The organism is Labrys neptuniae (assembly GCF_040797145.1).
Lineage (GTDB): Bacteria > Pseudomonadota > Alphaproteobacteria > Rhizobiales > Labraceae > Labrys > Labrys neptuniae.
The window spans coordinates 78,361-102,390 of record NZ_JBFNQD010000011.1; the positions used below are offsets into that span (position 1 = coordinate 78,361).

Annotated in this window: 21 protein-coding genes; 15 read left to right on the plus strand and 6 right to left on the minus strand. The window is 62.5% G+C overall.

Annotation, left to right across the window (positions count from 1 at the left end; all coding sequences use genetic code 11):
• Nucleotides 1-17: 17 nt before the first annotated feature.
• From ABXS05_RS25575 to ABXS05_RS25585, 3 genes are all read right to left on the minus strand, one after another.
• Nucleotides 18-842, minus strand: a complete 825-nt coding sequence (locus ABXS05_RS25575) for a carbohydrate ABC transporter permease (RefSeq protein ID WP_367625800.1) — start codon at nucleotides 840-842, stop codon at nucleotides 18-20.
• A 2-nt stretch (nucleotides 843-844) separates the two neighbouring features.
• Complete coding sequence (locus ABXS05_RS25580) at nucleotides 845-1,726, minus strand: carbohydrate ABC transporter permease (protein WP_367625801.1); 882 nt, start codon at nucleotides 1,724-1,726, stop codon at nucleotides 845-847.
• An 84-nt stretch (nucleotides 1,727-1,810) separates the two neighbouring features.
• Nucleotides 1,811-3,121, minus strand: coding sequence for an ABC transporter substrate-binding protein (locus ABXS05_RS25585; protein WP_311939659.1), 1,311 nt, complete (start codon nucleotides 3,119-3,121; stop codon nucleotides 1,811-1,813).
• Nucleotides 3,122-3,902: 781 nt separating this feature from the next.
• Here ABXS05_RS25585 and ABXS05_RS25590 point away from each other — a divergent pair.
• Nucleotides 3,903-4,631 carry an SDR family oxidoreductase gene (locus ABXS05_RS25590; protein ID WP_367625802.1) on the plus strand — a complete coding sequence of 243 codons (729 nt, stop codon included), beginning with the start codon at nucleotides 3,903-3,905 and terminating at the stop codon, nucleotides 4,629-4,631.
• 332 nt (nucleotides 4,632-4,963) lie between these two features.
• Here ABXS05_RS25590 and ABXS05_RS25595 read toward each other — a convergent pair whose 3' ends face one another.
• A complete protein-coding gene (locus ABXS05_RS25595; RefSeq protein WP_367625803.1) occupies nucleotides 4,964-5,554 on the minus strand; it encodes an amino acid synthesis family protein in 591 nt (196 codons plus the stop codon).
• 192 nt (nucleotides 5,555-5,746) lie between these two features.
• Between ABXS05_RS25595 and ABXS05_RS25600 the strand changes: the two genes are divergently transcribed.
• From ABXS05_RS25600 to ABXS05_RS25630, 7 genes are all read left to right on the plus strand, one after another.
• On the plus strand, nucleotides 5,747-7,552 hold the full coding sequence (locus ABXS05_RS25600) for a helix-turn-helix domain-containing protein (RefSeq protein ID WP_367625804.1): 1,806 nt from the start codon (nucleotides 5,747-5,749) through the stop codon (nucleotides 7,550-7,552).
• Between the two features lie 109 nt (nucleotides 7,553-7,661).
• A complete protein-coding gene (locus tag ABXS05_RS25605; protein ID WP_367625805.1) occupies nucleotides 7,662-8,675 on the plus strand; it encodes a flavin reductase in 1,014 nt (337 codons plus the stop codon).
• Between the two features lie 4 nt (nucleotides 8,676-8,679).
• Nucleotides 8,680-10,191, plus strand: a complete 1,512-nt coding sequence (locus ABXS05_RS25610) for an aldehyde dehydrogenase (protein WP_367625806.1) — start codon at nucleotides 8,680-8,682, stop codon at nucleotides 10,189-10,191.
• Nucleotides 10,192-10,239: 48 nt separating this feature from the next.
• Nucleotides 10,240-11,322 carry an LLM class flavin-dependent oxidoreductase gene (locus ABXS05_RS25615; RefSeq protein ID WP_311939649.1) on the plus strand — a complete coding sequence of 361 codons (1,083 nt, stop codon included), beginning with the start codon at nucleotides 10,240-10,242 and terminating at the stop codon, nucleotides 11,320-11,322.
• The gene (locus ABXS05_RS25620) at nucleotides 11,319-12,131 is read left to right on the plus strand and encodes an alpha/beta fold hydrolase (protein ID WP_367625807.1); all 813 of its coding nucleotides are present in this window, start codon (nucleotides 11,319-11,321) and stop codon (nucleotides 12,129-12,131) included. Before ABXS05_RS25615 ends, ABXS05_RS25620 begins: the two co-directional genes overlap by 4 nt.
• A 17-nt stretch (nucleotides 12,132-12,148) precedes the next feature.
• Nucleotides 12,149-12,553, plus strand: a complete 405-nt coding sequence (locus ABXS05_RS25625; protein WP_311939645.1) for a carboxymuconolactone decarboxylase family protein — start codon at nucleotides 12,149-12,151, stop codon at nucleotides 12,551-12,553.
• Nucleotides 12,550-12,864 carry an NIPSNAP family protein gene (locus tag ABXS05_RS25630; RefSeq protein WP_367625808.1) on the plus strand — a complete coding sequence of 105 codons (315 nt, stop codon included), beginning with the start codon at nucleotides 12,550-12,552 and terminating at the stop codon, nucleotides 12,862-12,864. The genes ABXS05_RS25625 and ABXS05_RS25630 overlap by 4 nt, the downstream gene beginning before the upstream one ends.
• Nucleotides 12,865-12,881: 17 nt before the next feature.
• Here the strand turns inward: ABXS05_RS25630 and ABXS05_RS25635 are convergent, their stop codons facing one another.
• Nucleotides 12,882-13,517, minus strand: a complete 636-nt coding sequence (locus tag ABXS05_RS25635; RefSeq protein WP_311939640.1) for a cysteine hydrolase family protein — start codon at nucleotides 13,515-13,517, stop codon at nucleotides 12,882-12,884.
• Between the two features lie 203 nt (nucleotides 13,518-13,720).
• On the opposite strand from ABXS05_RS25635, the gene ABXS05_RS25640 reads away from it, so the two are divergent.
• The 3 genes from ABXS05_RS25640 to proX are packed head-to-tail and all read left to right on the plus strand — an operon-like array spanning nucleotide 13,721 to nucleotide 16,948.
• Nucleotides 13,721-14,917, plus strand: a complete 1,197-nt coding sequence (locus ABXS05_RS25640; protein WP_311939639.1) for a quaternary amine ABC transporter ATP-binding protein — start codon at nucleotides 13,721-13,723, stop codon at nucleotides 14,915-14,917.
• Nucleotides 14,918-14,921: 4 nt separating this feature from the next.
• Nucleotides 14,922-15,914: an ABC transporter permease gene (locus ABXS05_RS25645; protein WP_367625809.1), complete on the plus strand. Its 993-nt coding sequence runs from the start codon at nucleotides 14,922-14,924 to the stop codon at nucleotides 15,912-15,914.
• Nucleotides 15,911-16,948, plus strand: a complete 1,038-nt coding sequence (gene proX, locus ABXS05_RS25650) for a glycine betaine/L-proline ABC transporter substrate-binding protein ProX (protein ID WP_311939634.1) — start codon at nucleotides 15,911-15,913, stop codon at nucleotides 16,946-16,948. Before ABXS05_RS25645 ends, proX begins: the two co-directional genes overlap by 4 nt.
• 272 nt (nucleotides 16,949-17,220) lie before the next feature.
• Here proX and ABXS05_RS25655 read toward each other — a convergent pair whose 3' ends face one another.
• On the minus strand, nucleotides 17,221-18,024 hold the full coding sequence (locus ABXS05_RS25655; protein WP_149250228.1) for an IclR family transcriptional regulator: 804 nt from the start codon (nucleotides 18,022-18,024) through the stop codon (nucleotides 17,221-17,223).
• A gap of 120 nt (nucleotides 18,025-18,144) precedes the next feature.
• Between ABXS05_RS25655 and ABXS05_RS25660 the strand changes: the two genes are divergently transcribed.
• The 4 genes from ABXS05_RS25660 (at nucleotide 18,145) to ABXS05_RS25675 (ending at nucleotide 24,029) form a co-directional block, all read left to right on the plus strand.
• Nucleotides 18,145-19,236 carry a succinylglutamate desuccinylase/aspartoacylase family protein gene (locus ABXS05_RS25660; RefSeq protein WP_367625810.1) on the plus strand — a complete coding sequence of 364 codons (1,092 nt, stop codon included), beginning with the start codon at nucleotides 18,145-18,147 and terminating at the stop codon, nucleotides 19,234-19,236.
• Nucleotides 19,226-20,164, plus strand: coding sequence for a threonine ammonia-lyase (locus ABXS05_RS25665; protein ID WP_367625811.1), 939 nt, complete (start codon nucleotides 19,226-19,228; stop codon nucleotides 20,162-20,164). The genes ABXS05_RS25660 and ABXS05_RS25665 overlap by 11 nt, the downstream gene beginning before the upstream one ends.
• A gap of 179 nt (nucleotides 20,165-20,343) precedes the next feature.
• Nucleotides 20,344-21,369 carry a sugar ABC transporter substrate-binding protein gene (locus ABXS05_RS25670; protein WP_367625812.1) on the plus strand — a complete coding sequence of 342 codons (1,026 nt, stop codon included), beginning with the start codon at nucleotides 20,344-20,346 and terminating at the stop codon, nucleotides 21,367-21,369.
• A gap of 164 nt (nucleotides 21,370-21,533) precedes the next feature.
• A complete protein-coding gene (locus ABXS05_RS25675; RefSeq protein ID WP_367625813.1) occupies nucleotides 21,534-24,029 on the plus strand; it encodes an ATP-binding cassette domain-containing protein in 2,496 nt (831 codons plus the stop codon).
• The last annotated feature ends 1 nt before the right edge of the window (nucleotide 24,030 follow it).

The window sequence follows — 24,030 nt, forward strand, 5'->3', positions numbered from 1 at the left end:
CAAAGGGAAATTGGGGGTCATTTCACGGCGCCGAAGGTGAGGCCGCGAACAAGCTGGCGCTGCGTCATCCAGCCGAAGATCAGAATTGGCGCCACCGCCAGGGTCGAGGCTGCCGATAGCTTGGCCCAGAACAGGCCTTCGGGGCTGGAGAAGGAGGCGATGAAGGCGGTCAGCGGCCCCGCCTGCGAGGCGGTGAGATTGAGGCTCCAGAATGCCTCGTTCCAGCACAGGATGATCGAGAGAAGAGCGGTGGAAGCAATGCCGGGCAGGGTCAGCGGTAGAAGGAGATGGCGGATCTGCGCGCCGACACGAGCGCCGTCCATGCGGCCCGCTTCCAGGATCTCATGCGGCACGTCCTTGAAGAAGGAATAGAGCATCCACACCACGATGGGCAGGTTCGACAGGGTGAAGAGGATGACGAGGCCTATGCGGGTGTCGAGCAGGCCGGTGTCGCGAAAGAGCAGATACATCGGCACCAGCACGCCGACTGCGGGCATCATTTTCGTCGACAGCATCCAGAGCAGGAGGTCCTTGGTCCGACTGGTTGGAAAAAAGGCGGCTGCATAGGCTGCCGGCACGGCCAGCGCGAGAGAGATTGCCGTAGCGCCGAGTGATTCCAGGATGCTGTTGAGCGCGTAGGCGAAGTAGTTCGCGCGTGCATTGACCTCGACGAAATTCTCGAGCGTCGGCCGGAAGAACAATTCGGGTGGGCCGACGGCGTCGATCTCCGTCTTGAAGGCCGCCAGCAGCATCCAGAAGATCGGGAAGAACATCACGAGTGCCCCGAGCCAGCCGACGATGCCGGCCAGCACCACCCGCCTTCTTGATCCACGCATTGCCATGCTCAGGTCTCCAGGTTGCGGGCGACGGTGCGCACCAGGAAGGCGGCGACGATGTTGGCGAGCACGATGGCGATGACGCCACCGGCGGAGGCACCGCCCACATCCCATTGCAGCAAGGCCTTGAGATAGATGAAGTAGGTCAGATTGGTGGTCGCATTGCCCGGCCCGCCCGAGGTGGTGACCAAAATCTCGGCAAAGACGGACAGCAGGAAGATCGTCTCGATCATCACCACCACCGAGATCGGTCTCAAAAGGTGCGGCAGGACGATGAACCAGAACATGGTGGGGCCCTTGGCCCCGTCCATCCGCGCTGCTTCCATCTGTTCGCGGTCGAGCGACTGCATGGCCGTGATGAGGATGAGGGTGGCAAAGGGAATCCATTGCCAGGCTACAATCATGATGACGGACAGCATCGGAACCTGGCTGAACCAGTCCATCACGCCAAGCCCGAGTGATCGCGTGATCCAGGCGAACAACCCGTTGACGGGATGCATCAGCAGGTTTTTCCAGATCAGTGCCGCCACGGTTGGCATGACGAAAAAGGGAGCGATGACCAGGAGGCGGGCGATATTGCGTCCCGGGAACTCGACATCATAGACGACGGCGAAAAGCACGCCGAAGATCACGGTCGCCGCCAGCACCGAGCCGACCAGGATGATCGTGTTGACGATCGAGATCCAAAGCGTCTTGTTCAGCAGCAGGAACTTGTAGTTGTTGATGCCGGCAAAGCCTGTGATCAGCGGGTTTTGCAGGTTGTAGCGCTGGAAGGAAAACCACAGCGTCATCACCAGCGGGACGATCATCCAGAGCAGCAGGACACTGACTGCCGGAGCCAGGAGAGGGCCGGTGCGCACAGCCCGCCGGCTTGTGGATGTCTGGAACATGGGCCCTCGTGGCTTTGGTTGAAGGCATGCGGATAGAAGGGCTCCGGGCGGGGAGAGCGCCCGGAGCCCTGGCAGGACAGGCGGTTACTGGATGTAGCCGGCCTGTTGCATGGTTTGAGTGACCTCGTCCTGTGCTGCACCCAGGGCAGCATCTTCCGTCTGCTGTCCGGCGAGGATGGACGCGATGGCCTGGCCGACCGAGGTGCCGATGGCCTGGAACTCAGGGATCGCAACGAACTGGATTCCCTTGTACGGAACCGGTTCCTTGGTGGCATTCGTGGGATCGGCGGTCAGGATCGCCTTGAGGACCATGCCGGCGAAGGGCGCAGCCTTCTTGTACTCCGGATTGTCGTAGGTCGACTGGCGGGTGCCGGGCGGTGCGGCAACCCAGCCGGCGGTCTCGCCGACCCGCTTCACATACTCCTTGGACGTCGCCCATTTCACGAAGGATTTGGCCGTGTCGAGGTTCTTGGTGGAAGAAGGAACGGCCAACGACCAGGCCCAGAACCAGCCATTGCCTTTTGGCGATACGTTGACGGGCGGCTGGGCGAAGGCCAGGACATCCCCGACCTTGGATGTCGCCTTGTTGTAGAGTCGTCCGGCCGCCGACGTCGCATCGACCCAGATTGCGCATTTTCCGCTTGCGAACAGGGCCTGGTTTTCGTTGAATCCATTGGATGTCGCGCCGGGCGGGCCGTCGCGCTTCAGAAGATCCACATAGAAGCCGATCGCCTTCTTCCATGGATCGGATGTCAGCTGCGGCTTCCACTCCATGTCGAACCAGCGACCGCCGAAGGTGTTCACGATGGTCGTGATCAGGCCCATATTCTCGCCCCAGCCGGGCTTGCCGCGAAGGCAAATACCATACTGCTCTTTCGACTTGTCGGTGAGCTTGTCGGCGAATTGTGCGATCTGGTCCCAGGTCGGCTGCTCGGGCATCGTCAGCCCGGCTTTTTCGAACAGGTCCTTGCGGTAGAGTGTGAAAGAACTCTCCGCATAGAAGGGCAGGGCGTAAAGCTTGCCATCGACCGACAAGCCATTGCGCAACGGCTCGAACACGTCCTTGTAGTCATAGTCGTCGCCAAGATCGTTCAATGATGCGAGCCAGCCGGCCTTGCCCCAGATCGGCGTCTCATAGGCACCGATGGTGACGATATCGAATTGGCCTGCCTTGGTGGCGATGTCCGTGGTCACGCGCTGGCGCAGCACGTTTTCTTCCAGCACAACCCAGTTGACCTTGTTGCCTGTGGCCTTCTCCCACTCAGACGACAGTTTTTGCATGATGATCATGTCGTCATTATTGACGGTTGCAACCGTGATGGTTTCAGCCCGCGCGGCAACACCCGCCAGCAAGAGCGCTGTTAGCGACAGGCCGATCTTGGCCAAGAATCTCATGGGTTCCTCCATTGGCGACAATCTGTTTGATTGTTGTTGTCGTGTAGCGCGCGTCGGGCCTCTCGGTCGGCGTCGGTCGCACCGCTACGATCACGTCCGAGCGTGATGGCCCCTTTTGGGGACATCACGGCTTGCACTGCGTTCGCAGTTGAGCAGTCGTTGCGAACGCAGGATATGTAACATATTTCCGAAATAAATTGCAACGAGCAAGATTCATAAGATCGCCTCCGATGGCGCCGGCCTGACGACCTGGCTCTGGCCCGCCATCTGTCTCTTCAGAGAAGCCAGCCGAGCGGGCCGATGTTTCCTGGTGTCGGGCTGGCGCTTGCCCAGTCAGCGGTCAGGACGGCAGCCGGTCTAAATCAACGCTCCAAGCATGCCCGTGCTTCCCAGGCGCAGGCGATCTGTGTAATGTGTTGCTGAAAAAAATTTCATAGACTATTTGGACTTTGGGAGCCCTCTTGATTGTCGTGCAGGACCCGTCCCGATGCGGATCGCCGGATCGAATGGGTCCGTCACGTAGCTGGGAGTTTCAATTATGAAGGACCTGGATAAAGGGCAATTTTTCTTCGCTGGAACCGTGTTAATCGCAAGTGGAGTCAATGTAGAGTATGAAGATTTATGTCTTGATCGGAAAGATTTCGAATATCTTCCTTTGATCCTGTCCTGAAAACATTCGTAATGCCGTCGATGGGCCTGATCTTCAAGAGGTGGTGAGCCGCATCGAGCAAGCGCCCAGCACTTTTCTAAAAATAAACTATCCGCTCTCCAGGAGGTAACATTGTCTATTGAACTGCAAGGAAAGACGGCTGTCGTCACGGGTGCTGCTTCGGGCATCGGGCTGGCGACATGCGAAGCTCTGATGAAGGCGGGCGTCACAGTGGTCATGGTCGATCGCAACGCCGCAGCGCTGGATAAGTTGGTGGCAAGTTCGAATGGAAAGGCCATTGCCCAGGTAACAGATCTTCTGGACGCCGCCAGTTGTGCCGCGATGATTCCGGAAGTCATCGCCAAAGTTGGCAGGATCGACATCCTCTATTGCAATGCAGGTACTTATATCGGCGGCGATCTGGTGGACACCGATGCATTGACCATCGACAGAATGCTCAATCTCAACGTGAATGCCGTGATGAAGAACGTTCATGCTGTCCTGCCGCATATGATCGAACAGGGCGGTGGCGATATCATCGTGACGTCGTCGCTAGCAGGGCACTCCGCGATCAAGCACGAGCCGGTCTATTCGGCCTCCAAATGGGCAATCACATGCTTTACCCAGACCGTGCGGCGACAGGTCAACAAGCACGGCATTCGAGTATCGCAGGTTTCGCCAGGACCGGTGATCTCGGCATTGCTGTCGGATTGGGAGCCGGATCGGCTGCAGGCCGCAAAAGACGCCGGTGCGTTGATCGAGCCTTCCGAAGTGGCAGAGGCGGTTGTCTATATACTCAGCCGCCCCCGCAACGTCACAATTCATGACATGATAGTGTTGCCGACAAACGTTGATGCCTAGAGTAAAAGGGCTTTTCTTCGAAGCGCCATTTTACTCTAACTCTTTGTTCCGTCGCGTGTTCTTAATCGAAAAGTCTGTCAACTTTTCTGGAAAACGCTTTGGGTATCCAAGGCTGCCTTGGATCAATGGAGGGTGGCTCTTCCACGACATGGAAGCACACCTTCAAACCGGCTTCTTGGCTCTTGAGGCAGCGATTAGACGCTGAATTGCTGCTTCAAGCGTTGCCGACGGCTCGCTGTGCCGCCACGGCATTGGGCGGATGTCTCAACGAGCTCGAGCGGTGACTTGTTGCCGGATCGAGCCATGGGCCCGAATTCCGCGACATCCCATCCTTACGATTTCGGCGGCGTGACCCCCATCTCCTCCATGTCCTTGAAGCGGTCGCCGATCCGTGGATGCATGCGGCCGCCATCGGCGGCGCCGATCGCAATCAGGATCTCGCCGCGGTCCGGCGCGTCGCTGACCGAGAAATTCAGGGTGATGAAGTGCGAACGCTGGCCCACCGTTGTCTTATGGGTCATGGGCAGGGACACCTGGGCGCCGGCCGGTCCACGCGTGTTGGTGAAGCTCAGATAGCTGGTCCCGCCGGCCGCTTCACGGAAGACGTTGCCGAAGCGCAGCGTATGGATCAGGGCCGAGCCATGCTCGATCTCACCGGCCAGGCCGACGATGGCCGACTTGCCATAAGCCTCGATCCGGTCTTTGGGGCACAATTCGAGCAGGCGAGGAACCAGCGCACCCGCCAGCTTCGGTGCCACGTCGAGGACCACCGGGCGCAGATCCTCCACGAATTCAAGTCCTTCCCAGGGGTTCTTGATGATGGCTGCCACTGCGCTCGCCAATATCGGCCTGGGGCCGGCCTTGCCACCTTCGATGAACACCTCTTCGGCGTGGCGAACGATCTTTCGGATTTCCAGACTCATGATATTCCTTCGTCACTCGGCTCTGGCCGGAGGGCTTTGCATCACGGCAGCCGCCTCCGGCATGGCACAGGACGCTACAGGCTTGTTCAAGAGCTCTCCTCCTATGAAGCGGAGGAGATTGCCGCATTGAAATCCTTCGACAGTGATGATGGGGTCCGCTAGTTGAGCCTCAACGGAACTCGGGAGGGTCTGATGAACGTCATCGATCGGCCGCTGTCGCGCACGCTCAGGGATATCGCCAGCCTGATCAATTCCGGTGGTGATCTCGGCACCACGCTGCTGCATCTCGTCAAGGCGGGCTGCTACAATACCGTCTGGTCCATGGGCGGTGTCATGAGTGTCGACGAAGGCAGTGGTGACGCCGTTGTCCTAGCCCGGCACGATCCCAATCGGCTCGGCACGCTGTATCGCGACCGCTGGACCCTCGCCACCAGCCCCTCCCTCATCGCACTGACCACCAACGAGCCCGTGATCATCCGTGATGCGCAGGTGGCATCGGAGTTTCCGGGATATCAGGAGGAGGCCATTGAGCGTGGCTACCATACCGTCGTGGTGCTGCCGCTCGGCTGCCGCGACATGGAGGGGCGGGCCATGGTCCTGTCGGTCAAGTCGCGCAGCATCGTCGAGCCCTCGGATGCAGACCTCGCCTTTCTGGAGACGATTGCCCATCTCGGTGCCATCGCCGTCGATCGATCCAACCGGCTGCAGGCCGAGCGCCGCGCCGCTGAACGTCTGCAGAATGTGCTCGCCGCCCATTCTGCCCTGATGCAGAAGGTCCTGTCGGACGGATCGGTTGCTTCGGCGGCTGCTCTGGTCGAGACCTTCATGCACCATCCCACGGTCGTGGTCGACCTGACGGCAAATCTCGTCGTCACGGGACGTTCGCCCAAGCCCGAGACATTCGACGACGAACGGTGGCGCGAGGAGGTGAATGCCGGGGTCAATCGCCAGCTCCTGCGCATTGCCCGCGAAGTCGCCGGTAACACGCGCTCCGAACATGCCAAGCTCTATCTCAATGTCTGCGGGCAGCATCTCAACCTGCCGGCCATGGTCGAACCGCTCAGGGTCGATGAGAGAATGGTTGGCGCCTTGGTCGTCTTTTCTCGCGGTGCCGATTTCGGCGATCTCGATCATCTGCTGCTCGAGAGCGCTAAATCAGCCTTGAGCGTGCAGATGATGCGCAGCCATCTGCGCTTCCAGACGGAGTCGAAGACGGCCAGCGAACTGTTCGCCGAGATCGTCTCCGGCGACTGGCGCAATCCGGATGATCTGGTTGCTCGTGCCCGCCGCCTCGACATCGACATGGCGGCGCCGGCCAGGCTCATCGCCATCGGCCTGCCTCGCCAGGCCGGCATGGACGACGGCGCGCTGGAGGAACTGCATCGCTCCATTGCCAGGCTGGCAGCGCAACAGGGCCAAACCGCCACGGTGGCCAATCTCGACGGCATTATCCTGTGCCGCGTGCCGGGCGGAGCCCGCGACAGTGAGAACACTGCCAAGTTGCTGGTGCGCAAAATCATCGATGAAACCCAGTGGCTGCTGGGCTGCAAGCCGATCGTGGTGATCGGCAGGACCTGCAGCGGCCTGCAGGAACATCGGCAGATCTGGCAGGAATGCGCGCGCATGATCCGGCTCGGGATACGATTCAACCGCACCGGTTTGTTGGCTTCCCAGGACTTTGGTCCCTTCCCGTTGTTGCTCTCGGCCGCCGACACCGACGAGGTTCGCGCGTTTCTCAATGTCACCATCGGTGCCGTATCCCGTCATGATGCCGAGCATGGCACCGGATACATCCCGACCCTGGCTGCCTATCTGGAGAGCGGCTGTCGCAGCCAGGCATGCGCCGATGCGATGGGCCTTCACGTGACCACGCTGCGCTATCGCCTCGGCCGCATCCAGGAACTGTTCGGAATCGAAATCGACACACCCGAGCGGCGATTTGCGCTGGAACTGGCCCTGCGGCTGAACGAGACCCTGTCGCAGGATGCGCTCATGTGACCCGCTGCTTCTTCACCTAGGAGGATGAGGGAACTCTCTCCTGCGGAACGCAGGAAGAAGCCCTCGCCCGCCGTCCCTATCCTTTCCGGAAGCTGGAAAGGCAGGGCGCATGGTGACCACGACTGAACAAGAGCAAAGCCCGATCGATCCCGTCGAATTGCGCAGGGCATTCGGCACCTTCGTGACCGGTGTGACGGTCGTGACGACGCGCGAGGCGGATGGAACGCCGCGCGGCATGACCGCCAACTCCTTCACCTCGGTGTCGCTCGATCCGCCGCTCTTGCTCGTATGCATAGGAAAGAAAGCGAGCAGCTTTCCCGTCTTCAGCGACGCCGAGCATTTCGCGGTCAACGTCCTGCACGAGCACCAGAAGGATGTCGCGAGCGTTTTCGCTTCGAAGTCGGCGACCAAATTCGACGCGATCAACCACGATACAGTCCATACCGGTACGCCGGTCCTCACCGACAGTCTCACCTGGTTCGACTGCACCGTTCACGATCGCGTCGATGCCGGCGATCACATGATCCTGATCGGACATGTGCGCGCCTTCGGCACCAGCCCGGTCGCGCCGCTTGGTTTCTGCCGGGGCAGCTATGTCACCGTCGAGCACCCGATGCCCCAGGGCTGGACACCCTCGCATCGCATGATGATCGGCTATCTCGTCGAGCATGAGGGGCGCATCCTGCTGCGCGATGACGGCAGGGGCGGCTGGGAACTCCCAACGGCCAGGTACCGCAAGCCGGGCAACGAAGTCGCCCTTGACGACAAGGGGGCCGTCGCCCTCCTGACCGAGGAGGCATTCCTCTATTCGGTGTTCGATGTCGCCGACCGTGAGCCGGGCTACATCGTCTACCGGGGTGAATTGGCCGCCACCCTGCGGACGCTGCCCGAACTGCCGCAGTCGCTGACGTTCTTCGCCGCGGAAGATCTTCCCTGGGATCGGATCCCGGTGCGGCAGATCAGGGCCATGCTGCGCCGCTATCTGCAGGAGCGCAGCGAGGCCCGCTTCGGCATCTATGTCGACTCCAGCGCCGGAGGCCGCGTGGCGATGATCGACGGCGCGCCGCGCCCCTGGCGTGCGCCGAACGGCGTGACCGCCGATACCCTGATCACGAAAGGCTGATACGATGGAACTGACGCTGAAGGCGATCGAAGGGTCGCGCCAGGACCTGTATATCGCAGGCGAGCGTGTGGCACCGAGTTCGGGCCGCTACCTACCAAGCTATGATCCGACCACGGCCGAGCCCTGGTACATGGCAGCCGACGGTAACGCCGAGGATGTCGACGCCGCAGTCCAGGCCGCGAAGAAGGCCTTCAGGGATCCGGCCTGGCGCCGCATCACCCAAACCGAGCGTGGCAGGATGCTGCGCAGGCTTGCAGACCTCATCGCCGAGAACGCCGACGAACTGGCGGCGATCGAGATGCGCGACAATGGCAAGCTGCTCAAGGAAATGCGCGCCCAGATGCGCGCAGCACCCGACACTTATCTCTACTTTGCCGGCATGGCCGACAAGCTGCATGGCGAGACAATTCCCGTCAACAAGCTCGACATGCTGAATTTCACGCTGCGCGAGCCGATCGGCGTGATTGGCATGATCTCGCCCTGGAACTCGCCGCTCATGCTGCTGAGCGGTACTTTGGCGCCGTGCCTGGCGATCGGCAACACCATCGTCGCCAAGCCTTCCGAGCATACGTCGGCTTCGACATTGGCGCTGGCCGAACTGATCGACCGCGCCGGCTTTCCCCCCGGTGTCTTCAACGTGGTGACAGGCGGTGGTGCCACCGCGGGCGAGGCCCTGACCCTGCATCCCGACGTCGCCAAGATCACCTTCACCGGAAGCACCGCGACGGGACGGCGCATCGCCGCCAATGCCGCAGGCCGGCTTGTCTCCACCCAGATGGAACTCGGCGGCAAATCACCCCATGTCGTGTTCGGCGACGTCGATCTCGACCGGACCGTCAACGGCGTGGTCGCCGGCGTCTTTGCCGCGGCGGGCCAGACCTGCATCGCCGGATCGCGCTGCTTCGTGGAGGCAGCTATCTATGATGAGTTCCTCGAGCGGCTTGTCGAGCGGACGTCGCGCATCCGCATCGGCAACCCGGCCGTGGAGGACACCGAACTCGGGCCCTTGGCGCTGGAGGCCCAGCTTGCCAAGGTCGAGCAATATGTCGGCTATGGCGTCGCGGATGGGGCCCGCCTGGCGATCGGCGGTCGTCGTCCTCAGGACGAAGCACTTGCCAAGGGCTGGTACTACGAACCCACGGTGCTGGCAGAGGCCCGCAACGACATGCGCTTCATGCGCGACGAAATCTTCGGCCCGGTCGTCGGCGTCGTGCCGTTCCGCGACGAGGCCGAACTGCTCGCGCTCGCCAACGACACCAATTACGGCCTCGCAGCGGGCATCTGGACGCGCGATATCGATCGAGCCATGCGCTTTGCCCGCAATGTCGATGCCGGCACGGTGTGGATCAATACCTATCGCTCCGCTGCTTACATGTCGCCCTCCGGCGGCTTCAAGGAAAGCGGCTACGGCAAGCGCGGCGGCTTCGAGGTCATGCGCGAGTTCTCCCGCCTGAAGAACGTCGTCCTCGATTATTCCGGCGCCACCCAGGACCCGTTTGTCATCCGCCTGCGCTGACGGCCTTCGCGCATCGACGCGGCCGCATTATCTGAAGAGGTATTCGTCATGAAGTTTTCCATCGCCCTGGCCATGGAGCGGTTCAGCCCCGACAAGCCCATGCAGCAAGTGGTCAACGAGACACTCGAGCTCGTGCGCATGGCCGATGCCGGGGGCTTCGAGACGGTCTGGTCCGCCGAGCATCACACGATCGAGTTCACGATTGCTCCCAATCCATTCCAGATCCTGACCTGGTGGGGCGCCCATACCGAGCGGATTCGCCTGGGAACGGCTACTGTGGTGGCGCCATATTGGAACCCTCTGCGCCTGGCCGGCGAGGCGGCGCTCTGCGATCACCTCACGGGAGGCAGGCTGGAATTCGGCATTGCCCGCGGCGCCTATCAGTATGAGTTCGACCGCATGGCCGGTGGCATTCCCCAGCAGGAAGGGGTTGCCTACATGCAGGAGCTCTTGCCGGCGGTACAAAAGCTATGGGCGGGCGACTATGCCCATGAGGGCAAGTACTACAAGTTCCCGCTTGCGACCTCCGTGCCCAAGCCTTTGCAGCAGCCGTCTCCCCCGATCTGGGTGGCTGCGCGCGACCCCGGCACCTTCGACTGGGCCGTGCGCAACGGCTATAACATCCTGTCGACGCCGCTGTCGCGGCCGATGGCCGAGGTTGGTATCCTGGCCGACAAGTTCAACAAGGCCGTCTCCGACCATTCGAATGTGGCGCGTCCCCGTTTCATGATGTTGCGCCGGAGCTGTGTTTACGCTCGCCCGGAGGAGTGGGAAGTGCCGGTGCGTGCCAGCATCGACTATGGCCGCGCCTTCGAAAACCTGTTCCAGAATATCGGCACGGTGACCAACGGCTTCCCCAAGGCGGTGCCCTATGAGACGGTTGCCAATCGCAGCGAATACGATCCGCAGGCGATCCGCGACAACCTCCTGTTCGGCACGCCTGACGAGGTGATCGAGAAGCTGTTGGTCTATGAGGCCGCCGGCGTTGACCAGTTCTGCCTCGGCCTGGCCTTCAACCTGCCGATCGAGGTGCAGAAGAAGTCGCTGGACCTGTTCACCCGCGAGGTCATGCCGGTTTTTGCGGCGCGCGAACGCGACGCCGCGAAGCAGCGGGCACGGGCAATTGCATGATGATGAAGCTGGCATCCACGACGATCGACACCACACTCGACATCGATGGCGTCGCTATTCGCTACCGGCTCGAGGGGGAGGGAACGCGGCCCCTCGTCCTCGTGCACGGGGTTGGTTCCTATCTCGAGGCCTGGGACGGCGTTGTGGAGCGCCTTGCGCCGCATTTTCGCATCCTGCGCTTCGACCTGCGCGGCCACGGTGGCTCGGCGCGGGTAAAGGGGCGCTACGAGATTGATGATTTCGTGCGCGAGCTGCTCGCTTTGGCCGACAATGCCGGCTTCGGCAGGTTCGCGCTCGCCGGTTTTTCGCTGGGTGGCCTGATCGCCCAGCGTGCAGCACTTGATCATCCTGGACGTATCGAGAGCCTCATGCTGCTCGCCACCGTTGCCGGTCGCAACGAGGATGAGAAGGAACGTGTGCTCAACCGCCTGCGCTTGCTTCAGACCAAGGAACCGGGCTCGCATTATGACAATTCTGTCGGCCGCTGGTTCAGCGAGGCATTCCAGCACGCCAATCCGGACCTGATGGCGAGGCTGCGCCAGCGCAATGCGGCCAATGATCCCGATTGCTATGCGGCGGCTTATCGAGTGCTCGCTGAAAGCGATTTCGGCGACGAAATCGGTGCAATTGCCTGCCCCACGCTGATTGCGACGGGGGAGGAGGACCAGGGCTCCAATCCGCGCATGGCCAGGCTCATGCATGAGCGCATTGCCAACGCACGGCTGGACATCCTGTCCGGCAAGCGTCATTCGATCCTGATCGAGGCACCGGCCGAGGTCGCTCGGCTGATGCGAAGTTTCCTTTCTTGATGGGTCGGGAGTTGGACATGGACAAGGATCTTCGGGCGCAGGGCGAAAAGGTGCGCCGGACCGTTCTTGGCGACGGCTATGTGGATGCGGCACGCGCGAATGCCGATGAATTTTCTGCGCCATTCCAGGATGTCCTCAACGAATATTGCTGGGGCCAGTGCTGGACCGACGACAGTCTGTCGTTGTCCCAGCGCAGCTTGCTGAACCTGGGCATGCTGGCGGCGTTGGGCAGGATGCATGAATTCAAGGTGCATTTCCGCGGCGCGATCCGCAACGGTTTGACCGACAAGGAATTGCGGGCCGCACTGATCCAGATCGCCGTTTACTGCGGCGTGCCGGCGGGCGTGGAAGCCTTCCGCGTTGCCCGCACCGTACGTCAGGAGATGGCAGCGGAGGCCGGGGAGGCACCGGAAGAAACATGATCGTCGAAGAGCGTATCTACAAGATCAAGCCGGGCAAGCTCTCGCGCTATCTCCAACTGGTGCGGGAGGAAGGCCTTGCCATTCAGCAGCCGATCCTCGGCAACCTCATCGGCTATTTCCAGACCGAGATCGGGCCGTTGAATCACGTCGTGCATCTGTGGGGCTATCAGGACTTGAACGACCGAGCCGAGCGGCGTCGCCGGCTGGCCGCCGATCCCGCCTGGCAGGCTTTTACGGCGAAGTTGACGGAGACGATCGACACGTTGGAAAACCGTATTCTGATACCGACGGGTTTCTCACCGCTGCGCTAGCCTGGATGTTCGAGAGGTTACGTCGTTGCCTGCATTCCGAACGTTTCCAGGACTTCAGCGCTGTTCATGACCCAGCCATAGTTGCGGGCAAAAGCATCGAGTGTCGCTTGGTGGCTCGGCGGGTGATTTGACGACACCGCATCGCTGACCAGGATCGTGGGGTATCCATGGTGCACCGCGTGTCGGGCACTATCCTCGACGCACATCTCGGTCACAGTTCCCGTAAAGACCAGACCGTCGATGCCGCGTTCACGCAGCCGAGCGTCCAGATCGGTTTCGTGGAAGGCGCTGAAATAGACCTTGTCGATAACCGGCTCACCGGCGTGGGGCGGCAGTTCATCGATGACGGCGGCTGCGTCGCGCGTGCCGTCCACATCGCCATAGCTACGCTGGAAGCCTGGCACACAGGCCCTGGTCGGCGCATCGAGCAGGCCAAGCCAATCGAGCTTGGCTGCGAGCGGCCTGTAACGCATGTCGGCGACATAGCGGGTGAAGACCACCGGGCGACCGCGGTTGCGGAAGCCAGCCAGCAAGGCTCGGATCGGCGCAATCGTGCCGCGGGCAGCAGGCACTTCCATGGGAGCTCCCATGCGAACGAAGTCGTTTTGCATGTCCACGACCACAAGGGCTGGATTGGTCAGTGACGCGAGCACGTATTTCCTCCCGACGATGTCCCAAAACTAATTACGATGGTACCGCGCAACCGCGCATGCTGCCTTTCCTAGGATACACAGGCAAGCTGCTCCTCCGACGCGATGGAAGACGATCCTCGGTGCGGGCCTTTTACTGGCTGGAATGGCGGCATGCAGCATTGGCCAAAACTTTGCGCAAGGCCTGCAGGGGAACGGAGAACGACGTGACGGACCGCATAGCGATCAGAAATCTGTACAAGATTTTCGGCAACGCGCCGGATCGTGCCCTGGACCTTTTGAAGTCGGGTGAGACCAAGGAAACGGTGCTGGCCAGAACAGGGCAGGTCGTGGGGCTGTGTGACGTGTCGATCTCGGTGCCTGTCGGATCGATCTACATGATCATGGGTCTGTCCGGTTCCGGCAAGTCGACGCTCGCGCGATGCATCAACCGACTGATCGAGCCGGATGCGGGCACGATCACGATCGATGGCGAGCCGGTCACCGGGACGAGCGAGGCCCGTCTGCGTGAAATCCGCAGAACCCGGGTTTCCATGGTGTTCCAGCACTTCGCGCTGCTGCCCAACCGCACCGTCATCGAGAATGCCGAGTTTGGCCTCAAATTGCGTGGAGTTGGCGCAGGCGAGCGCCGCAGGAAGGCGCTCGAGGTCCTGGATGTCGTCGGGTTGTCGGCCTGGGCCAATCACTTGCCCAAGGCGCTCAGCGGCGGCATGCGCCAGCGCGTCGGTCTCGCGCGAGCGCTGGCCACGGAGGCCGACGTGCTGATCATGGACGAGGCCTTCAGCGCCCTTGATCCCCTCATCCGCAGCGAGATGCAGGACGAATTGCTGCGTCTGCAACGCACGCTCAAAAAAACGATCCTCTTCATCACCCATGATTTCCAGGAAGCTCTCAAATTGGGCAGCCGCGTCGCGATCATGGCCGATGGCATGGTGATGCGCGAAGGAACGCCGCAGGAGATCGTGCTCGATCCAAGACATCCTTATGTTGCGGCCTTCACCCGCGATATCGACCGGGCCCGGCTGTTCGACGCCGCCTCCGTCATGGAGCCTTGCCAGCCCCTGGCCCTGAACGGATGCCATGAAACAGCGGACATGGCTGGCCAGAGCGGCACCACATTCGTTGTCGACGAGCGCCATCGCATCGCCGGCGTGATCGACGGTACCCGTATCGGCGATTTGCGTCGTGGCATGGATGTAAGGAAATTGCTGACGCAGGATTACGAAGCGGTTCGCCATACTGCCCGCCTGGCCGACATTGCCGGCATCTACCGGGCCGATCGGCCCATTGCCGTCGTGGATGACGATGGCCAGTTCCTCGGCCGGGTCGACCCGGTGCGGATTCTCGGACGCATCGCAACGCCTGCCGCTGCGCCCGCGCAGTCCCGGATGACGGGAGGCTGACCCCATGTTCGATGTCCAAAACCTCTACGTCATCCCGCTCGATCAGTGGATCCAGGACGGCGTCCGCTGGCTGGCACTGCACTTCCGTCCCTTGTTCCAGACGATCAAATGGCCGGTCGAGACGCTGCTCAACGCGATCAATGGACTGCTGCATCTGATCCCGTTTCCGATCCTGTCCGTACTGTTTGCTTTGGTTGCGTGGCGCGTCGCTTCGCGTGGCGTCGGTATCTTCACGCTCGTTTCGTTCGTGTTCATCGCCTTCATCGGTTTGTGGTCCGATGCCATGACGACGCTGTCCCTGATCGCCACCGCGATCGTGATCTGTGTGATCATCGGCATTCCGTTCGGGGTTCTGTGCGCGCGCAGCGATCGCACCTGGGCGGTGGTTCGTCCAATTCTGGACGTGATGCAGACGACTCCGAGCTTCGTCTATCTCGTGCCTGTGGTCATGCTGTTCGGTGTCGGCACAATTGCAGGCGGTGTCGCCGTGATCGTGGCAGCGGTGCCACCGTTGATCCGCTTCACCAATCTGGGAATCCGCATGGTCGATGCCGAGATGGTCGAGGCCGGCCGGGCGTTCGGCGCCACCGATCGCCAACTTCTGTGGGAGGTCCAGCTGCCCCTGGCGATGCCGACGATCCTGGGGGGCCTGAACCAGACGGTGCTGACGGCGATGGTGATGTCGGTGATCGTGGCGATGATCGGTGCCGAAGGGCTGGGACTGGTGGTGCTGCAGGGGCTTGGCCGCCTCGATGTCGGCATGGCGGCCGTCGGCGGTATCGCCATCGTGCTGCTTGCCATGGTGCTCGACCGCATGACACAGGGCCTCGCCCGTCAAGACAGGGCGACTGAGGGTGGAAGCCTGCGGGCGACGCTGTCGCGGCTGTTGCGCCCCATCACGCCGTCGCGGGCCCGCCCGCATCCAGCTCATCGACCAGACAAACCGGTTCTGTCTCAAAAAAGGCCGGCAGCATCTCCAGAAGAGGAAACCGTATGATCGTGTTGCGCACCACATGGAAAGGCGTTGCCTGCGCTGCGGCATTGTTCTCGGCCTTGATCGCCGGACCGGCATTGGCTCAGGGCAGCCCTGGCGAAGGCAAGACCATTCGCTTCGTGTCCTCCGACAGCCTCGGCGCGAACTATGTTCAGGATCAGATCCTGATCGCCGGCCTCGAAAAGCTCGGCTATGAGGTCAAACTGTCCACGATGAACATGTCGGCGATCCTGCAGGCCATTTCGCAAGGCGACCTCGACATGACCGGCGACATCAACTGGCCGCAGGCCCAGCCGGCCATCGAGAAGGTCGCCGACGCTGCCGAACTGATCAGTGACGGCACGATCATCGGGGGCGGCATCAATGGCTATATGATCGACAAGAAGACCGCTGAAGCCCACAACATCACCAATGTCTCCCAATTGAAGGACCCGAAAATCGCGGCGCTGTTCGACAGCGACGGCGATGGCAAGGCCAATCTGATCAATTGCGACCCGGCCTGGAAATGTGGCGACGTCGTCGATTTCCAGGTCAAGGAATTCGGCCTGAGCGATACTGTGCGCTCGATCCGTGCAAAGTATGAACCGCTGATTGCCGAGGCATTCGCCAGAGCCGACCGGGGCGAACCGATCCTGCTCTACACCTGGAGCCCGTCCTGGATCGTCTACCGTTTGAAGCCGGCCAAGGACGTGGTCTGGCTGCCGATACCCTACGACGCCCTGCCGCCGGGCGTGAACAAGCCGAAAACGCATGAGGTGCCGGATGTCGCAGGCTGCGCCGGCGGTCAGAACCCGTGCCGGATGGCTGTCGGCCCATGGAACTGGCGCACCCTTGCCAACAAGGAATTCCTGGCCGCCAATCCGGCAGTCGGAAAGTTCGTTGCGCAGGCAAAGTGGCCGCTGAATACATGGAGCGAGTGGGAGGGGGCCCTGGGCAAGGGTGCCAAGACAAATGCGGACATGAAGAAGATCGCCGGCGAATGGATTGCTGCCAATCAGGGCGAGTTCGACCGCTGGATCAGCGCCGCGACCAAGTGAGCCACCTCGCTCGCCGGGAGGGGGCGATTGGCCGCTCCCGGCGGGTAGGCCCGATGCGACCGGGTTGGTCGCGTTCGGCCGGATCACGATGGTATGAGGGCGGGGCTTTCGCAACCAGTTGGATGGAAGACCCCATCATGGCGCGGCTTCTCGTTGACCCGGAGGGCGGAATATGCCCTTCCGTTTGTTCCACGGGCTCACGCGCGGGCCGAGCCAGCGAAAAGCGCTTCTGCAAGCGACGAATCGAGAACCGGCGAGCGAGGAGGACGGCATCAGACAGGATGCTGAACACGCAGCCGGGGCGAGAGTTTTGCCGAGATGCGACTGCAGGAGGCCTGCAATACCCCAAGCGTGGTTTCGTGCCGAGCCTGGTTGTCGTGGGCGTGCCGGTTGACATAGGCGATGATGATGGACGCGGCGGCGAAGCCGTCGGCACCGAAAATTGGGCAGCATATATCCGTGATGCCGACGAAATCCCGGCTTGAGCGCAGTTCGTGCCCTCGGGCACGAATGGCGGCAAGATTGGCTTCCAATGCGGCACGATCGATCGGGACGGCACTGCGCCCCTGGCTTTCCTCGATGACCTTCCTGGCGACGGCAGGTGGCTGAAAGGCGAGCACGACCTGGCCGGAGGTCGAATCCGTCGCAAGGCGTCCATAACCAAGGCGCAGCGTGAAGGACATGTCGTCGCCGCCGGGCACCGCGGCGATGACGACGGTCAGGCCGTGATTGACGACCACCAGATGAGGCGATTGCTGGCATTCCAGCGCAATGGCCGCCAGTTCCGGCATGGCTGCCGTCAAGAGGTCCTGCTGGCGCGGCGTATGCAGCCCCAGCTTGAACAGACGATCGGTCAGGTAGAAGGCATCGGTTTCCGGGTCGCGCTCGATATAGCCGCGCTCCTGGAGGGCCACCAGCATGCGAAAGATCTCGTTTTTCGACCGGCCGAGCCCATCCGCGATCTCCTTCATCGTCAAGGGCACCCCAGCCTCCGCCAGAAGTTCCAGAACCTCGAGTCCCTTGGTCAGTGCCGGTGCGGAATAGGCGGGCTTTTCCCGGTCTTCGATGCTGCTCATGCGCGATTCCCTCAATGGGCGCAGACCATAGAGAATTCTCTCGGCTTGCGCCTATGGTTTTATATTCAAACTTGACATCATATATAAAACCATCATCATCTGGGCGAAAGGGAGAAGCCCATGACGGATTTGATGGCCGGGACTTCGGAGCCGACCCGCCGAAAGCCGGTGAGCCCGCGCAGAAACAGTGTGTTCACGACCGTCGACCTGGAACAGCCCGGCAAGCAGATCGGCTATTTCTGCGTGCCCCAGTCTCCCCACGACGACGCCTGGGGCGCAGTCCAGGTGCCGCTGGCCGTCATCAAGAATGGCAGCGGGCCGACGGTGCTCATCGAGGCGGGCAATCACGGCGACGAATATGAAGGTCCCCTGGCGCTCGGCGAATTGCTGCGCGACATCGAACCCTCGGAAGTCTCGGGTCGCATCATCGCCATACCCGCGATCAATATCCGTGCCGTCGAAGCTGGAACGCGCACCTCGCCAGTTGACGGGCTGAACTTCAATCGCTGCTTTCCCGGCGATTTCGACGGTACCCTCACCAGGCAGATCGCGGCCTATGTCCATGATTGCCTGATGCCGCTCGCCGACTACTTCCTCGACCTGCATTCGGGCGGGTCCTCGCTGATGATCCTGCCGAGCGCCATCATCGAGCCGTCGCCGACGCCCGAGGGACACCGGCTCAACATCGAGGCGACGCTCGCCTTCGGCGCTCCCACCGTGGTCATGGTCGACAATCTGGGCGAGACGCGCACGGCGACCGCCGCCGCCAATCTGCAGGGCCTCGTCGTCATCGGCACCGAAATGGCCGGCGGAGGCCTGGTCAGCCAGGACGCCCTTGCCATCTGCCGGCGCGGCATTCGCAATGTCCTCAAACATGCCGGCGTCCTGAAGGGGCCGCCCGAACTGCCCCAAGGGGCCAATAAGCGCGTGCTCAAGGTGCCCGGCAGCCGGGGTTATATCCTGGCCGACGATGACGGTGTGTTCGAGCCGATCGGCCAATTGGGTACGATTGCCAGGAAAGGCGAGCTTGCCGGCCGCATCCATTTCCCGCGCTCGCCGGCCCGCGAGCCTGTCGAGCTTCGCTACGCCATTGACGGCGTTGTCTTCGCCAAGCGCCAGCCGGGCCGGGTCAGGCCGGGCAATTGCTGCTTCGTCATCGCCGACGAATATCCCGAGGCGCTTGCAATGAAGGGGCGAGCCGATGAGCGTTGAGGCGATCAAGGCCGCCGTCGAGCGCGTCAGGCCCCATATCCGCAGGACGCCCGTTCTCAGGCTCGAGCATTGCTCCGACGCCACCATTCCGAGCGGCACCCATCTCAAGCTCGAGTGCCTGCAAGTCAGCGGCTCGTTCAAGATCCGCGGCGCCGTCAATCGGGTCAAATCGCTGTCCGCCCATGCGATCGCCAAGGGTCTTGTCGCGGCCTCCGGCGGCAATCATGGCCTGGCCACCGCCTATATGGCCCGCCAGAGCGGCGTGCCGGCCACCATCTTCCTGCCGACCAATGCCAGCCCGCTCAAGGAGCAGAAGCTGCGCAAACTGGGCGCCGAGGTGCGCTATGCCGGCGCCGTATGGGACGAGGCCCACCAGGCCGCGACGGCCCATGCCCGGGAGAGCGGCGCCTTCTACATGCACCCCTTCGCCGACGATGCCATCGTTTCGGGGCAGGGCACCATCGGCGTCGAAATGCTGGAGCAGATTCCGGACGCCGATCTCTACATCATCGCCATCGGTGGTGGCGGCCTCATCGCCGGGGTGTCGCAGGTCGTCAAGGCGATGAAGCCGAAGGCCCGCATCGTCGGCGTGGAGCCGGTGGGTTCGCCGACCCTCCATGCCTGTTTCGCTGCCGGCCATGTCGTGCGTCTGCCGCAAGTGACCACGCGCGTCGCCACCATGGCCTGCGGCCGCACGGATGAGAGCATCTACGAGATCGCACGGCGCCATGTCGATGACATCGTCCTGGTCAGCGACGAGGCGATGCAACGCGCTGCCGAGCTTCTCTGGTTCGAGTTCGGCATCGCCGCGGATCTAAGCGGCGCGGCCTCGCTGGCGGCGCTGATGGCCGGTGCTGTCAGGCCCAAACCCGGCGAACGCGTCGCCGGGTTGGTCTGCGGCGCGGGCGTGGACGGGCTTTCCGCCTGAGGGAGGATTTTGCACGACCGGCGCAATGCTGCGCCGCATCTCATGCCGCCGGGAACGCCTCGCAGGAAGGCGGCGCACGGCCAAGGCAAACAAGAAGCACGTTCAAACAAGAAGTACGTCCAAACAAGAAGCACGTAAAAGTCCAGACCAAAGGCCATCCAGGCAAAGGAGGAGTTCATATGCGTAGCATCTTCAAGACATCGGCGGCGCTGCTCGCGTTCGCGCTTGCCATGCCGTCTTTGGCGCAGGCCAAGGACAAGGTCCTCGGCGTCGCCGCCATCGACCTGCAAAACTCCTTCTATGTGCGCATGAAGGAGGCGGGCGACGTCGCTGCCAAGGATTATGGCGTGCGCTCCACCTGGCAGAGCGCGGAAGGAAGCCTCGAGAAGGAAGTGGCCATCATCGAGAACTTCATCAACCAGGGCGTCAGCGCCATTCTGGTCGACCCGCTCGACAAGAACGCCCTGGTACCGGTGATCAAGAAGGCGCTCGCAGCCGGTATCCCCGTTGTCACCATGGGCAACAAGGTGGAGGCGGACGGCAACTATTCCACTCTCTATCCCGACTATGAGAACATGGCGATGGTGGCCCGTGCCATCGGTGTCTCGCTCGGCGGGGAGGGCGAGATCGCCCTGCTCGTCGGCTCGCGCGGCAATTTCGTGTCCGACACCCGCGAAAAGGGCTTCGTCGAAACCCTGGCCAAGGAATATCCCAAGATCAAGATCGTCGGCGTCGAGCCGACCAATTGGGATGCCGCCAAGGCGACGAACGCTGCGCAGACCTGGCTGACGACCTATCCCGACCTCAAGGCGATCGCCTGCATCTCCGACAGCCTGTGCCTGGCGGCGGATTCGGTCGCCAGTTCGATGGGTTCGAACCTGATCTATGGCGGCTATGACGGCGATGCCGAGATGAAGGAGCTGATCGACAGCGGCAAGATGGTGCTCGATGTCCTCACCGGCGCCAATCGCGTCGGCTACTGGAACATCGCGGTCGCGACCCGTCTGGCCAATGGCGAGAAGCTGCCGAAGGATCTCTATATGCCGACCTATTTCGTCACCTCCGACGAAACCGCGAAGAAGCTCAAGGCAGCCGGGTTGAACTTCGAGCATATCAACACCGACAAGCAGGCCATCGAGGCCAAGAACTACACCGAGCAACTCGGTCCCAAGGTGCCGGTCTCGGCCATGACGGTCGGAAAATAGGCCGAACGCCACCTGCCGGCACGGCCGATCCGTGCCGGCAGCCGCCTGCCTGTGTGCGGTAGCGCGCCTCGCCGCGCCGCAGATGACGACCGGCCCAGTCCCTATTGGGGGAAATCATGTCCCAGCTGAGATTATCGAGCCTTTTCAGGCGGAACGAGCCGGTATTGATCCTCGTTTTCGTGCTCGCGGTCGTCGTGTTCGGCTGGATCGATCCGCGTTTCCTGACGGCTGGCAATTTCGTCAGCATCGCTCAGCAGAGTTCGGTGATTGCCCTGATCGCCTTCGCGATGACCGCCGTCATCATCGCACGCGGCATCGATATTTCGGTGGGCAGCACGCTGGCTTTTGCCGGCGTGGCCGCCGGCCTCGTCCATGCCGCTTCCGGATCGGCCGTGCTGACGCTGGCGACGGCGATCGCAAGCGGCGCACTCATCGGTCTCCTCAACGGCATCCTGATCGGGTTCGCCGGTATTTCGCCGTTCATGGCCACGCTTGCCACCATGGCTTTCGCCCGTGGCCTTTCGCTCAGCCTGTCCAGGGCATCGAGCATCACCATCGCCGATCCTGTCGTGCTCTATGCCGGACGGGAGACGTTCGGGTTGCTGCCGGTGTCCGTCGTCATCGCCCTGGTCGTTCTGCTGGCCTGGTGGTTCGTGCTCAAGCGCACCGTCTACGGGCGCTGGATCTATGCGGTTGGCGGCAATGCCGAGGCCGCCCGTGCCTCGATGGTGCCGGTCGGCCCGGTCCGCATCTCCGTCTATCTCATCGCCGGCGCGACGGCGGGGCTCGGCGCCATCCTCACCATTGGCCGCCTCGGCTCCGCCCAGCCTCTGGCGGGCACGGGCCTGGAATTCACCGCGATCACCGCCGCCATCATCGGCGGCACGAAACTGTCGGGTGGCAAAGGCTCGATCTGGGGAACGGCGCTCGGCGCCATGCTGCTCGGGGTGATCAATACCGGCCTGTCCTTCCTGCAGGTGCCGCAGATCGTCATCTACTACATCACCGCGGCGCTGATCCTGGCGGCTGTGCTGGCCAGCCAGCCCGAGAGCGTGACCTCCCTGTTTTCCAACTTACGGCGCACGGCACCGAAGAGGACCGATGGCGCACTCGCCACGTCGCCCGCCGGCGGGGGCAGTGCCCACAGCATTGTCCTGCGCGGGATCGGCAAGCTGTTTCCGGGCGTCAAGGCGCTCGACGGCGTGTCCTTTACTGTCTCGTCCGGCGAGGTGGTCGCGCTCGCCGGCGAGAACGGGGCCGGCAAGTCCACCCTGGTGAGGTGCATCTCCGGGATCTATCGCCCCGACGAGGGCGAGATCGTCATCGACGGCAAGACGGTCGACTTTCATTCCTCCAACGAGGCGCGCGACATCAGTGTCATCCATCAGCATTTCAGCCTGTCGCCCGACCTGACGGTGGAGGAGAACCTGTTCGTCGGCCGCGAGCCGCGCACGCGCCTGGGCCTGCTCGACCGGGCACGGATGCGCCGCGAAGCCCAGGCCGTCATGGACGAGTTCTCGCTCGACATTGCGGTCGACGCCGAACTTCGCACGCTGTCCGTGGGTCGGCAGCAAATGGTGGAGATCGCGCGCGCAGTCTTGTCCGATGCCTGGTTCATGGTGATGGACGAGCCGACCAGCGCGCTCTCCAACCGCGAGCGCGACCAGCTCTATGGGCTGATCGACAGGCTCAAGGCCCGCGGCGCCGGCATCCTCTACATCTCCCATAAGATGGAGGAGATCTTCAATCTGTGCAGCCGTGTCCTGGTGCTGCGCGACGGCAAGTTCATCGGCGAGCGCCGCACCGCCGAAACGAGCGAGGCCGAGATCGTCGCGATGATGGTGGGACGCGACGTTGGCGACGTCTTCCTCCATCGCCAGGCCGATATCGGCGAAAGGGCCATCGAGGTCGAGGCGCTATCCGACGGCAAGCGGCTCAAATCCGCTTCACTCAACGTGCATCGCGGCGAGATCGTCGCACTGGCCGGCCTGATGGGCAGCGGCCGCTCGGAAGTGCTGCGCCTGATCGCGGGCATGGGCGCGCCGCAAACCGGGGCGATCACCATCTTCGGCAAGCCCCAGCGGGGAGGGGACCTCAAGGCCGCCAATCGCGCGGGCATCGTCTACATTCCCGAGGACCGCCATCTGGAAGGGTTCGTCGGCACCATGTCGGTCAGCGACAACCTTTCGCTGGCCTGGATCCGGGGCCATAGCCGCCTCGGCATTCTCTCCCCGGCGCGGATCGCCGCGCTGACGCGCGAGCTGATCGGCTCGCTGGGCGTGCGCCCGGCACAGCCTGGGAAGGCGACGATCGAGCTTTCCGGCGGCAACCAGCAGAAAGTCGTGATCGGCAAATGGCTGGCGACCAAACCCAGGATCATCCTGCTCGACGAACCGACGCGCGGCGTCGACGTCGGTGCCAAATCCGAGCTGCACCGCCTCATCGCCAGGCTCAAGCAAGAGGGCGCTGCCATCCTGATGGTGTCGAGCGAACTGCCGGAGGTGCTGGGCGTCGCCGATCGCATCGTGGTCATGCGCCAAGGCCATTCGGTCGGCGAACTCGCGCGCGGGGCGAGCGAAGAACAGGTCATGGCGCTGGCATTCGGCGATCGTGCGACGGCCAAACCGGCCGGTCCCCTGGCAAACATCCGGCAGCGATAGG